We start from the raw sequence: 12,327 nt of genomic DNA, 5'->3' as shown, positions 1-12,327 counted from the left end.
CGGCGATTCCGGCCCGGGCAGCCGGGCCTGTCCTCTTCCTCACGCGCGGCGGAGCCTTTCCTGACGGTCGTACAGAGACAGGGGAGGGCAGTCAGTCTGCCCCATGCCCGCAGGGCGCCCGCCGCCCGCCCTGTGGCGGAGGGCCGTCACGGCCCGTCGGCCAGGTCCGCGAGCACCACGATGTTGTCGCTGTAGTGCCCGTCCCGCCCGATCGTGCCGCCGCAGGTGACCACCCTCAGCTGGGCGTCCGGGGTGTCGCCGTACACCAGCTCGGTGGGGAAGGCGGACTTGGGGAACTGCCGGACCGCCCGCACCCGGTAGGACACCGTGCTGCCGTCCTCCCGGCGCACCTGGACGGTGTCGCCGGGGCGCACCGACGGCAGCCGGTGGAAGACGGCCGAGCCCTTGCGGGTCGCGTAGTGGCCGAGCAGCACGGCCGCGCCCGGCCGGCCGGGCGCGGCACCGTTCCGGTACCAGCCGACCTGCCCGGGCCGGTCCAGCGGCGGGACCTCCACCGTGCCGTCGCCGTTCAGCCCGACCGGGCCGACCGGGGCGTCCACCCCGATCCGGGGGATCAGCAGCCGGACCGGCGGCGAGGCCGGCCGGTCGTCCGCGGGGCGGGCCGCACCGCCGGCGGGCGCCGGTGCGGATGCGGTGCGGCTCGGCGGGTCCGCGTCGGGGCCGGTGTAGGCGACGTGCACCGCCTCGCCGTCCGGGGCGAGCCCGTAGGCGACCGTGCCGAGGCCGAGTGCGAGGACGAGCGCGCCGGCCGACGCGGCCGGCACCCACGAGGGGCGCCGGCCGCGCCGGTTGCGGCTACGCCTGCGCGCCGGCACGGCGCCGACGGACGACGGCGGTGCCGATCCCGGCGGCACCGGCCAGCGCCAGCGCCGAGCCGAGGACCACGACGGTCGGCGAGCCGCCGTCCTCCGCCTCACCGGTCTGGGCGCCGCCGCGGGGCAGCCCGCCGGTGCGGCGGCCGTCCGGCCCGACGGCCGGCGCGCTCGCCACCGCGCTCGGCCGCGCCCCGGACTCCGGCGGCAGAGTCGGCTGGGCGCTGCGCGTCGCGCTCGGCACCGGCGAGGCGGACGGGCCGTCGGCGGCCGCGGCCCCGGCGGACAGCAGCACGGCCACCCCGGCCCCGGCGCAGACCAGCGCGGAGCGCACCGAGCGGTGCGCGGTCGAGGTACGTGACATGAGGACTCCTCCGATTGCTCGCCACTCCCGTTCGGGTGAACGCGAGTTGGTGAGGCACACGCTAGGAATCCCGCCTCACGGACTGCCGCCGACCGTGTAACGGCCACCGCGCGGTCCGGTAACAGACCTCCGGCCCGGGCACCGGCCTGCGGCTACGGCTGCGGCGCCGGGGCGGGCACCGGCAGCGGGGGAAGCCGGTGCCGGTTGATCCAGGTCTCGAGGACGCGATCGGCCGCCGCCCCGCCGTACCGGGCGGCGTGCGCGGCGAACTCGGCGGTGGAGACCACCGAGTGCCGGCGGGTGGTGGCCCAGCTGCGGACCATCCGGAAGAACGACGGGTCGCCGAGGGCGCAGCGCAGCGCGTGGACGGTCAGCCCGCCGCGCTCGTACACCCGGTCGTCGAACATCAGGCTCCTGCCGGGGTCGCCGATCCGGATGTTCTGCGGCAGCGCCAGGACCTGGCGGTACGCGGACTCCGCCTTGCGCTGCGCGCTCGGGCCGCCGGAGTGCTCCGACCAGAGCCACTCCGCGTACTTGGCGAAGCCCTCGTTGAGCCAGATGTCGCGCCAGCCGGCGATGGTCAGGCTGTTGCCGAACCACTGGTGGGCGAGCTCGTGGGCGACCAGCCGCTCGCTGCCGCGGACGCCGTCGAGGTGGTTGGTGCCGAAGGTGGCCAGCCCCTGGGCCTCCACCGGCACGTCCAGCTCCTCGTCGGCGACGACGACCGCGTACTCGCCGAACGGGTAGGGGCCGAACAGCTCCTCGAAGAGCTCCATCATCTGCGGCTGCCGGCCGAAGTCGTGCTCGAAACGCTGCTGCAGCCGGGCCGGGACGTACCCCGTCTGCGCCACCCCGCCGAGCCCCGGCCCGGTCAGCGCGAGGGCGCGGTACGGGCCGACGGACAGGCCCACCAGGTAGCTGGCGGTCGGCGCCGGCTGGTCGTAGACCCAGGTGGTGGCGGAGGCCCGGGTGGTGCGGGTGAGCAGCCGGCCGCCGGTCACCACGGTGTACGCGGAGGGCGTGGTGACCGACAGGTGGTAGGCCGCCTTGTCCGACGGCCGGTCGTTGCACGGGTACCAGGACGGTGCGCCGACGGGCTGGCTGGCGACCAGGGCGCCGTCGGTGAGCTCCTCCCAGCCGAGGCCGCCCCACGGGCTGCGGACCGGCTTGGGGTTGCCGGACCAGTGCACCTCGACGGTGAACGCGGCCTCGGCCACCGGGGCCTTCGCGGGTCTGATCCGCAGCTTGCCGCCGCGGTGCGTGTAGTGCGCCGCGCGGCCGTCCACCAGCACCCGGCCGACCTTGAACGGGGCGAGGTCCAGCGCGAACTCTCGCAGCGCCGCCCGGCCCGCTATGGCGGTGATCCGGGCGATGCCGGCCAGCCGGTTGGGGCCCGGCCGGTAGTCGAGGGTGAGTTCGTACCGGTGGGTCCGGTACCGGCGGTCGCCGTTGTCCGGGAAGTACGGGTCAGCGGCCTCGGGCTGCTTGGTGGGGCTCACCGGTCGGTTCTCTCCGTGCGCGGTCTCGGTCATGTGGCGCGGTGCCCGGGCTGCTGCCACGCCTCGATCGGGTTGCCGAGCCAGCGGGTGTCGGCGGGGACGGTCTCCGCGCGCATCACCAGGGAGGCCGGGCCGAGCGTGGAGCGGGCCCCGACCGTGCTGCCGGGCAGCACGATTCCGCCCGGGCCCAGCGTGGAGCCCTCGCGGAGCTCCACAGTATCCAGCCGCATGATCCGGTCGTGGAAGAGGTGCGTCTGCAGCACGCACCCACGGTTGACGCCGACCGCGTCGCCGAGCGTGACCAGGTCGGTCTCCGGCAGCCAGTAGCTCTCGCACCACACGCCGCGGCCGATCCGGGCGCCGAGCGCCCGCAGCCACAGGTTGAGCACCGGGGTGCCGAGCACCCGGCCGATCAGCCACGGCACCGCGAGCACCTCGACGAAGGTGTCGGCGAGCTCGTTGCGCCACACGAAACCGCTCCACAGCGGGTGCTCGGCCGCCCGGCAGCGGCCGACCAGCAGCCACTTCGCGGCGACCGACACCGCGCAGGCCGCGGCGCCCGCGGCCAGCAGCACCGGCCCGGCCAGCAGCACCGCGCCGCCGGGCAGCGCCGCACCGAGCGCGCAGAGCGCGGCCGCGGTCAGCACCACCATCGCCGAGGAGGCGAACACCGGCACCAGCCGGCCGAGCTCGGTCAGCCCGCGCGCCCACAGCAGCCGGCCCGGCGGGTCGTAGGTGCGGGCGGCGTCCGCGGTGTCCGCCGACCGGGGCAGCTTCACCGGCGGCATGCCCAGGTACGAGCTGCCGCGCTTCGCCTTCTTCGGCGTCGCGGAGAGCACCCCCACCAGGCCCCGGTCGGGCACCGAGCGGCCCGGCGCGGTCATCCCGGAGTTGCCGAGGAAGGCCTTGCGGCCCACCGCCGCCCGGCCCACCCGCACCCAGCCGCCGCCGAGCTCGTACGGGGCGATCAGGGTGTCGTCGGCGAGGAAGGCGCCGTCGCCGACGGTGGTGAGGCTGGGCAGCGCGAGCACCGTGGAGACCTCGGCGCCACGGCCCACCCGCATGCCGAGCAGTCGCAGCCAGAACGGGGTGATCAGGCCGGCGTACAGCGGGAAGAGCGTCTCCCGGGCGTGGTCCATCAGCTGGCTGACCGTCCACGCCTGCCAGCCGATCCGTCCGTGCAGCGGGTGGTGGCCGGACCGCAGTCCGAGGCTCAGCAGCCGGACACCGGCCAGCACGACCGCCGCGTACGCCAGGCCGTAGACCAGGGTGGCGGGCACCACCGCCGCCAGTGCCCCGCGCAGCGCGGTGGGCAGGTCGTTGCCGGGGTGGACGAACAGCCCGGCGGTGAGCAGCGCGGGGACGGCGCAGAGCGCGGGCAGCAGGGCCAGCGCGGAGCCGGTCAGCCCGTAGACGGCGGCCCACCGGGTGGTGCGGGCGGGCCGCTGCTTCGGCCAGGCCCGCTCCGCCTTGCCGATCTTGACGGCCGGCGCGCCGCCCCAGCGCTGCCCGGTCGGGACGTGCCCGGCCACGCCCGAACCGGGCGCCACCTCCGCGCGCTTGCCGACCCGCGAACCGGGGAAGAGCACCGATCGCGTCCCGACGACCGCGCCCGCGCCGACCCGGACGGCACCGATCTCCAGCCGGTCGCCGTCCAGCCAGTACCCGGCGAGGTCGACCTCGTTCTCGATCGCGCAGCCCTTGCCGAGCCGCAGCAGGCCCGTCACCGGCGGCATGGTGTGCAGGTCGACGTCCTCGCCGACCTGCGCGCCCAGCGCCCGGGCGTAGCGCGCCAGCCAGGCCCCGGAGAGCGAGGTGGCGCCGGCCGCCTCGGCCCACCGCTCCGCGGCCCACAGCCGCAGATGGACACCGCCGCCGCGCGGATGGGAGCCGGCCCCGACCCCGCGCAGCAGCAGCCGGACGCCGCCCGCGGAGACCGCCAGCCGCCCCGGTGCGGAGAACAGCAGCACCGCCCCCGCCGCCACCGCCCACCAGGAGGCGGTCGGCGCCCAGGCGTACCCGCCGAGCATGTGCAGCACATTGCCGATCGCCAGCAGAGCGACACCCCAGCGCAGCCCGGTCAGCGCCGACAGCGGCAGCAGCGCCGCCAGCTGGACGAGCCCCGCCCGCGCCGGGACGGGCCGCACCGTGCGCGTCTCCTGCCCGGCCGGGGCGGCACGCTCCAGCAGCCGGGCCAGCTTGCGCAGCGTCGGCTGCTGGTAGACGTCCAGCACGGAGACGGCCGGGCAGCGGGTGCGCAGCCGGGTGGTGAGCTGCGCCGCGGCCAGCGAACCGCCGCCGATCGTGAAGAAGTCGTCGTCCGCGCTGCGGACGGGCACCCCGAGGATCTCGCACCACTGCTCGGCGAGCCACGCCTCGGTGCCGTACAGCTGCTCGCCCGGGCCGTCCTGTTCCTGGTCGGGCAGCGGCCAGGGCAGCGCGTCCCGGTCCACCTTGCCGGAGGTGCGGCAGGGCAGCTCCTCGACGGCGGCGAGCAGCGGCACCAGCGCCGCGGGCAGTTCGCCGCGCAGCCGCTCCACTGCGGCGGCCCGGTCGAAGCCGTCCCGGACGACCAGGTAGCCGACCAGCAGCCGGTTGCCGCTGCGGGCGGTGCGGACGGCGGTGGCCGCGCCGGCCACCCCGGGCAGCGCCTGCAGGGCGGCGTCCACCTCGCCGAGTTCGATCCGGCGGCCGCCGAGTTTCACCTGTTCGTCGCCGCGCCCGAGGAACACCAGGCCCTCGGCGTCGGCCCGGACGATGTCACCGCTGCGGTAGGCGCGCCGCCAGCCCAGCGACTCCAGCGGCGCGTACTTCTCCTCGTCCTTCACCGGGTCGAGGTACCGGGCCAGCCCGACACCGCCGATCACCAGCTGCCCGCTGCCGCCCATCGGCACCGGCCGGCCGTCCTCGTCGACCACCGCCAGCTCCCAGCCGTCCAGCGGCAGCCCGATCCGCACCGGCCCCTCGCCGCCGAGCAGGCAGGCGCAGGCCACCACGGTCGCCTCGGTCGGGCCGTAGGTGTTCCACACCTCGCGGCCCTCGGTGACCAGCCGCTCGGCGAGCTCCGGCGGGCACGCCTCACCGCCGAAGATCAGCAGCCGGACCTCGTTCAGCGCCTCGGCCGGCCAGAGCGCCGCCAGCGTCGGCACGGTGGAGATCACCGTGATCTCCTGCTCCGCCAGCCACGGGCCGAGGTCGGCGCCGCTGCGCACCTGCGCGCGGGGCACCGGTACCAGGCAGGCGCCGTGCCGCCAGGCCAGCCACATCTCCTCGCAGGAGGCGTCGAAGGCGACGGAGAGCCCGGCCATCACCCGGTCGCCCGGGCCGATCGGCTCGCCCCGGAGGAAGAGCGCGGCCTCGGCGTCCACGAACGCGGCGGCGCTGCGGTGGGTGACGGCGACGCCCTTCGGCCGGCCGGTGGAGCCGGAGGTGAAGATGATCCAGGCGTCGTCCTCGGGGCCGGGTTCGGCCGCCTCGTTGCCGGACGGCTTGACGCGGCCCAGCTCCCGTCCGGCGCCCAGCACGGCGTTGACGTCGGCCTCGCCGAAGACCAGCTCGGCCCGCTCGTCCGGGTCGTCGGCGTCGACCGGTACGTAGGCGGCGCCGGCCGCCAGCACGGCGAGGATCGACACATAGAGGTCGTTGGTGCCCGACGGCACCCGCACGCCCACCCGGTCGCCGAGGCCGATGCCCGCCCGGGCCAGCTGCCGCCGCAGCCGCTCGACCTCGCCGAGCAGCGCGCCGTAGCCGAGAACGGCACGGCCGTCGTCCAGGGCCGGCTCGTGCGGGTGGGCCGCGGCGGTCGCGCGCAGCACGTCCAGCAGGGTGCGGGCGGGCGGGGCCGGGCGGCCCGGGAACAGGGCGAGCGGTGCCTCGGGGTGCGCGATCACGGTCATACAGTCCCCTTCCGGCTCCCGGGAGGCCGATCGAACCGATCGAAGGCGTCCAAAGGGCGACAACCCGGACAATCTACCGACCGGGGTGCACGCCCCCTGCCAAGCCAACCACCCGGCGCGCCGAGCCACCCGGCGAGTCACCCGGCGGGCTGTCCGCCCTCGGCCGTCCGCGGACCCGGCGCGCTGCCGCGCCTCCCCCGGGGCGGCCGGGAGCCCCCGCCGCCCTCGGGCAGCCTGCCGGACCGGGCCGGGGCGGGCAAGACCGCCCCGGCCCGGCCCGGGCGTCGAAGGAGAGCAGGGTGCGGACGGGCGGGGTCGGCGGCGCCGGGTCAGTCCCGCAGGAAGGACTCCAGTGCCGCCGTGACCTCGGCCGGGCTCTCCACCTGCGGGTAGTGGCCGGTCGGGGGCTGGCCGCCGAGCTCGACGACCGCCGCGTGCGGGATCCGCTCGCGGACCCGGGCCAGCACATGGGCGCCGCTGATCGGATCGGCCGGACCCCAGACGAACAGGCTCGGCCCGGGGAAGCCCTCCAGCGCGGCCGCCCAGCGCGCCGCGTGCGTGCGCCGCTCGTCGATGTAGCGCAGCAGCCGCGGGGCGAGCAGCCGCCCGTCGGCGCGGGCGATCCCGAGCCACATCTCGTGCAGCACCCCGTCCGCGACCGGACGGGCGAGCACCTGCCGCATCGAGCGGGTGAACCGGCGCTCCGTCATGGCGTGGGCCAGCAGCGGACCGAGCGGCCCGTGCAGCAGCCGCTGCACCGGCACCGGGCGGTGCAGGTCGGCGTAGAGCCCGCCGTTCAGCCATGCCGTCCTGGTGATCCGGGACGGTGCCCGGGCCAGCAGCTCCTGGGCGACGCTGACGCCGTAGTCGTGGGCGACCAGCGCCGTGCCGCCGATCCCGAGCTCCCGCCACACCGCCTCCACCAGGTCCGCCTGCTCCAGCAGGGAGTACGCGTGGCGGCGCGGCTTGTCGCTCTCGCCGAAGCCGAGCAGGTCGAGCGTCGTCACCCGGCAGCCGCTCGCGGCGAGCCGGGGCGCCACGCCCGCCCAGTCGTGCGAGGAGGTCGGAAAGCCGTGCAGCAGCGTCACCGGGCGGCCGGCGGGCGGGCCGTCCTGCCGGACGAAGAGGGTGTGCGCGCCGCGGGGGCCGCGGACCGGGAGGTGGCTCCCGCCCGCGATCCACTCCGCCAGCGGGGGCAGCACCGGGTCGGTCGCCGGGTTCACGGGGCCTCCTGCCGCCGGCCGAAGCCGTCCAGGAGTGCCTGGAGGCCGAAGTCGAACTCCTGGTCGCTGTCCGGCGCGTTGAGCAGCTCGGCGTGGCGGCGGACCACCGGGTGGGTGTCGGCCGGCAGACCCGCGAACAGCTCGGCCATGGCGGCCCGCTCCTCGGCGGTCCGTGCGGCCCCGCCCGCATCCATCTGAGCCGCTCCGATGACGAAGTGCATCACCGTCAGATAGATGTGCACGGCCGTCGGGGGCGGCCAGCCCGCTCCGATCAGCAGGCCCAGGGCGTGCTCGCGGGCGCGCAGCGCGTTCGGGCCGAGCAGCTGCCCGGCGACGAACAGCGGCGCCACCGCCGGATGCCCGCGCAGCACGCGGCGGAACTCGCGGGCGCCCGCGGCCAGCGCGGGGCGCCAGTCGGCCGCCTGCTGGGGCAGCCGGACCTCGGCGAGCACCCGGTCGACCAGCTCGACCAGCAGCTCCTCGCGGCTGGCCACGTGCCGGTACAGCGAGGTGTGCCGCGTCCCGAGCCGGTCGGCGAGGTGCCGCATCGTCAGCGCGTCCAGCCCCTCGCCGTCCGCGATCTCCAGGGCCGCGCCGGTGATCGCCGCCAGGCTCAGCCCGCCGGCCCGCGGCCGCCGGCGTTCCCGCTCCGCGTAGCGCTGCCTCCACCAGGCGGCCGAACCCGGCGCGCTCACTCGAACAGGTCCGGGTCGGAGCGGACGACGTCCTGCCACAGCGGCTGGAAGGAGAACCAGCCGGCGAGCGGGAAGCCCGTCTGCTCGCGGGTGTACCGGGCCGCCTCGGCGCTCATCACGTGCGGCCGCCCGACGGCCTCGGCGAGCAGCTGCGCCTGCGCGCTGCGCTCCATGCTGATGAACCACCAGGCGGCCTCCTCGACGGACTCGCCGACCGTGAAGATCCCGTGGTTCCGGTGGATCGCCGCCCGGTGCGGGCCGAGGCCGGCGGCGAGCAGTGCGCCCGCCTCCTCGTCGACCACCACCTGGCCGCCGCCCTCGGACACCACCACGTGGTTCTCGAACAGCGCGCAGGCGTCCTGGGTGATCGGGTCCAGCGGGCGGCCGAGGCTCGACCAGGCGTTGCCGTGCACCGCGTGCGCGTGGCAGGCCGCGACGACGTCCGGCCGGGCCGCGTGGATCGCGGAGTGGATGACGAACCCGGCCCGGTTGACCGGCCGCCGGCCGTGCCGGACCTGCCCCTCGTGGTCGACCAGGATCAGGTCCGACACCCGGACCTGGCGGAAGGACAGGCCGAACGGGTTCACCCAGAACATGTCCGGGAACTCCGGGTCGCGGACGGTGATGTGCCCGGCCACCCCCTCGGAGAAGCCGAGCCGCCCGAACACCCGGCAGGCGCCCGCCAGCCGCTGCTTGCGGTGCTCGCGCTCCTCCTCCACGGTGGCGAACTGCGGCGGCAGGTCGAACTCCAGCCCCTGCTGCACCGGCATGAACGCGCTGATCGTCTCCGTCACGCTCTCCCCTTCCTGCGGGCCGGCCGTTCCGGCCGCGCCCATAATGCGTCCAGTGGACGCATTTCACAAGGGGTCCGGTTTCGCTCGTTCCGGTCCGCGTCCGCGGTTCCGCGGTCCGCCACGCCATCGCCGTGCGGTGCCCGGTGAAGGTGAATCGTTTGTGTAAGGATCGATTCGCGGCGTGACGGTACGTCAGTCAGGGCCTCGCATCCACCGCCGCAGTCCCCGTCCTCCGCCCGCCCCGGGCGCGAAACGAAAGTCCCACCCGATGACCGAGACACCGCAGATCCACGTCAGCACCAAACTCGTCGAAGGCCTCGGTGAGGCCACGCCCGAGCAGATCGCCCAACTCGCCGCCCGCACCGCCGGCCGCATCTGGTTCACCACGCCGCTGACCGGCGAGGGCGAGGCGCCGAAGCCGGACCAGATCTGGACGCTGCGCGGCTCCTACCCGCACAACGGCAAGACCGCCACCGGCACCGCCCACGTCTACCTGGGCAAGGGCAACCGGCGGCTCCAGCGCCCGCTGATCCTCGCCGACGGCTTCAACTACGGCCCCAGCGACCTCCCCGGCCTGTGGAAGCACTTCGACAAGGCCGAGGGAGGCCGCTTCCTCACCGCGCTGCGCGAGGCCGGGACGGACGTGATCCTGCTCGGCTTCGACGAGCGCCACACCTACATCCAGGCCAACGCGGGCGTCGCCGCCGCCTGTATCGAGCGGGCCACGGCGGAGCGCGTGGCCATCGACCCGCTGACCGTCGGCGGCGTCAGCATGGGCGGCATGATCACCCGCTACGCCCTGGCCCGGATGGAGGACGAGGGCATCGACCACCACACCGCCGTCTACTTCTCCTGGGACACCCCGCACCAGGGTGCCTGGATCCCGCTGATCCTCCAGCAGATGGCCCACTTCTTCGAGGACTTCGTCCCCGAGCAGCCCGGCGTGCCCAAGCAGGCCGAGCTGCTGCGCAGCCCCGCCGCCCAGCAGCTGCTGTGGGCCTGGGTGGAGAACTCGAAGTACGAGGGGCCGGTCGGTACCGCGAGCCCGCTGCGCACCGAGTTCCTGGCGGACCTCCGGGCACGCGGGAACTACCCGAAGCGGCCGCTGAAGCTCGGCGTCGCCAATGGCAACGGCGGCGGCGTGGGCCTCGAACTGACCCCGGGGGAGATCGCCTTCGACTGGAAGAAGGACCAGCTCCGGACGGCCACCGCCACCGCCCGGATCCAGCCCGACCGCGGCGAGAAGCAGCCCATCGGCGGCATGAACATCGCGTTCACCGTCCGCCGCAGCTCCACCACGGCCGTGCCCGCCCTCGACGGCGCCCCGGGCGGCACGCTCGCGTCCTTCGGCCTGGTCGCCGAGGCGCTCGGTGCCGACGTCGACGACCGCTTCGACTTCACCTGCTTCGTGCCCTCGATCAGCGCCGTCGGGCTCGCGTTCGACCCGGAGCGCTGGGAGCGCGACCCGTTCACCGACCTGTCCGCGATCGGGCCGGAGGAGATCGAGCTGGACGACTTCTGCTGCGACGAGGGGAACTCCCCGCACAGCGAGCCCCGCCCGGTGCTGACCAAGTGGCTGGTGGACCGTCTCACCCGCTGACGTCCGAGGACCCGGGGCGACCGGCGCACGCCGGCCGCCCCGGGCCCTGTATGCGGCGCGCGGTGCGGCGCGTGCGCCCCCGGCGCCGGGATGGCGCGATCCGTGCTGGCGTGGCGCCGGGGCGCGGGTGGGATGATCGACCCGCCCGACACGATCACGCAGAGGGAGCACACGATGGCGATCAGTCACCGAACGGTCGGATCCGGCCCGCACAAGGTCCTCGTCCTGCACGACTGGTTCGGCAGCAGCTCCGGCTGGGGGACGTTCCTCGACCTCCTGGACCCGGACGAGTTCGGCTACGCCTTCCTCGACTACCGCGGATACGGCGAACGGATCGCGGTGGAGGGCGAGTTCACCCTCGCCGAGATCGCCTCCGACGCGCTGGCCCTGGCCGACCACCTCGGCTGGGACACGTTCTCGCTGGTCGGGCACTCGATGGGCGGCAAGGCGGCGCAGCGGATCCTCGCCGAGGCCCCGACCCGGGTCCGCAGGCTCGCCGGTGTCGCCCCCGTCCCGGCGAGCGCCTACCCGCTGGAGGGCGACGCCCACGACCTCTTCCACGGCGCCGTGCAGTATCCGGCCAACCGCAGGGCCATCCTCGACCTGGTCACCGGTCACCGCGCCTGCGGGCGCTGGCTGGACCGGATGACCGCCCAGTCGGTCACCGGCTCCCGGCCGGAGGCCTTCGGCGGCTACCTGGCGGACTGGACGACCCAGGACTTCGCGGCGAAGGTCGCCGGCAGCCCGCTGCCCGTCGGCGTGTTCGTCGGCGAACACGACCCCGCGCTCAACGCCGAGGTGATGCGCGGCACCTGGCTCGCCCACTACCCGAACGCCGAACTCACCGTCCTCGCCAACTCCGGGCACTACCCGATGTACGAGATCCCGGTGGCGTTCGCGGCGGCTCTGGAGGCCTTCCTGCGGGCCTGACGCACCGGCCGGTGCGGTGGCCGGCCGGCACCCGGTGGATTGTCAGTACCCCGTTCTACTATGGGTTTTGTCAGCGAGCGCCCCCAGCCACCGCACCAGGAGGTCGTCGATGTCCGCTGCCCAGCCCGCTCTCGCCACCGTTTCCACCCTGCCCACCCTCTCCAGCCGCCGCACGCCGTCCGCACGACGGGTGCGGCCCGTCCGCCGCCCCGGTCCGCCCGCCGTCCGGCCGCTGCCGGCCGGCATGCCCCGCGAGTGGTACATCGACCACAACCGCCGGCTGAAGGCCATGCGCCTCGCGGTCGTGCTGCTCGACTCCGGGGTGTACCTGCCCCAGCACGCCACCAACCGCCGGATCCGCTCGCTCGCCGTCCGGCTCGGCATCCACCGCCCGTCCGCGATCACCTGCCGGGCGGTGCGCGCCCTGCTCGCCTAACCTGCCGCCGTGCCCGCGGGGGGGGGCCCCCCCCCCCCCCCCCCCGGCCCCCCGGCC

The 12,327-nt window shown here is 75.5% G+C and carries 10 protein-coding genes; 3 read left to right on the top strand and 7 right to left on the bottom strand.

Annotated features, from left to right (window positions below; all coding sequences use genetic code 11):
* Positions 1–146: 146 nt before the first annotated feature.
* The 7 genes from AB0P35_RS39860 to AB0P35_RS39830 form a co-directional block, all read right to left on the bottom strand.
* Positions 147–785: a class F sortase gene (locus tag AB0P35_RS39860; RefSeq protein ID WP_363521062.1), complete on the bottom strand. Its 639-nt coding sequence runs from the start codon at positions 783–785 to the stop codon at positions 147–149.
* A gap of 31 nt (positions 786–816) precedes the next feature.
* Entirely contained in the window at positions 817–1,197 is a 381-nt protein-coding gene (locus AB0P35_RS39855) for a sortase-dependent protein (protein ID WP_363521060.1), read from the bottom strand.
* Between the two features lie 152 nt (positions 1,198–1,349).
* Positions 1,350–2,696 (bottom strand): M1 family metallopeptidase, encoded by a 1,347-nt coding sequence (locus AB0P35_RS39850; protein ID WP_363521058.1) that lies wholly within the window; start codon positions 2,694–2,696, stop codon positions 1,350–1,352.
* 29 nt (positions 2,697–2,725) lie between these two features.
* On the bottom strand, positions 2,726–6,592 hold the full coding sequence (locus AB0P35_RS39845; RefSeq protein ID WP_363521055.1) for a Pls/PosA family non-ribosomal peptide synthetase: 3,867 nt from the start codon (positions 6,590–6,592) through the stop codon (positions 2,726–2,728).
* 329 nt (positions 6,593–6,921) lie between these two features.
* On the bottom strand, positions 6,922–7,815 hold the full coding sequence (locus AB0P35_RS39840) for an alpha/beta hydrolase (protein ID WP_363521052.1): 894 nt from the start codon (positions 7,813–7,815) through the stop codon (positions 6,922–6,924).
* Positions 7,812–8,510: a TetR/AcrR family transcriptional regulator gene (locus AB0P35_RS39835; RefSeq protein WP_363521049.1), complete on the bottom strand. Its 699-nt coding sequence runs from the start codon at positions 8,508–8,510 to the stop codon at positions 7,812–7,814. The genes AB0P35_RS39840 and AB0P35_RS39835 overlap by 4 nt, the downstream gene beginning before the upstream one ends.
* Entirely contained in the window at positions 8,507–9,280 is a 774-nt protein-coding gene (locus AB0P35_RS39830) for a class II aldolase/adducin family protein (RefSeq protein WP_363521065.1), read from the bottom strand. Before AB0P35_RS39830 ends, AB0P35_RS39835 begins: the two co-directional genes overlap by 4 nt.
* Before the next feature lie 292 nt (positions 9,281–9,572).
* Here AB0P35_RS39830 and AB0P35_RS39825 point away from each other — a divergent pair, with 292 nt between their 5' ends.
* From AB0P35_RS39825 to AB0P35_RS39815, 3 genes are all read left to right on the top strand, one after another.
* Complete coding sequence (locus AB0P35_RS39825) at positions 9,573–10,904, top strand: hypothetical protein (RefSeq protein ID WP_363521046.1); 1,332 nt, start codon at positions 9,573–9,575, stop codon at positions 10,902–10,904.
* A 174-nt stretch (positions 10,905–11,078) separates the two neighbouring features.
* On the top strand, positions 11,079–11,834 hold the full coding sequence (locus tag AB0P35_RS39820) for an alpha/beta hydrolase (RefSeq protein ID WP_363521043.1): 756 nt from the start codon (positions 11,079–11,081) through the stop codon (positions 11,832–11,834).
* Between the two features lie 109 nt (positions 11,835–11,943).
* Complete coding sequence (locus AB0P35_RS39815; protein WP_363521040.1) at positions 11,944–12,270, top strand: hypothetical protein; 327 nt, start codon at positions 11,944–11,946, stop codon at positions 12,268–12,270.
* Positions 12,271–12,327 lie beyond the last annotated feature (57 nt).

The organism is Kitasatospora sp. NPDC085879 (assembly GCF_040686255.1).
Classification (GTDB): Bacteria; Actinomycetota; Actinomycetes; order Streptomycetales; family Streptomycetaceae; genus Kitasatospora.
This window is presented reverse-complemented; position numbering and strand designations above follow the sequence as displayed.

Bases quoted from the DNA above. Each gene is read 5' to 3' on its own strand.
- AB0P35_RS39825 (WP_363521046.1), top strand. From the start codon at position 9,573: ATGACCGAGACACCGCAGATCCACGTCAGCACCAAACTCGTCGAAGGC.
- AB0P35_RS39830 (WP_363521065.1), bottom strand. From the start codon at position 9,280: ATGCCGGTGCAGCAGGGGCTGGAGTTCGACCTGCCGCCGCAGTTCGCC.
- AB0P35_RS39855 (WP_363521060.1), bottom strand. From the start codon at position 1,197: ATGTCACGTACCTCGACCGCGCACCGCTCGGTGCGCTCCGCGCTGGTC.
- AB0P35_RS39815 (WP_363521040.1), top strand. From the start codon at position 11,944: ATGTCCGCTGCCCAGCCCGCTCTCGCCACCGTTTCCACCCTGCCCACC.
- AB0P35_RS39820 (WP_363521043.1), top strand. From the start codon at position 11,079: ATGGCGATCAGTCACCGAACGGTCGGATCCGGCCCGCACAAGGTCCTC.
- AB0P35_RS39845 (WP_363521055.1), bottom strand. From the start codon at position 6,592: ATGACCGTGATCGCGCACCCCGAGGCACCGCTCGCCCTGTTCCCGGGC.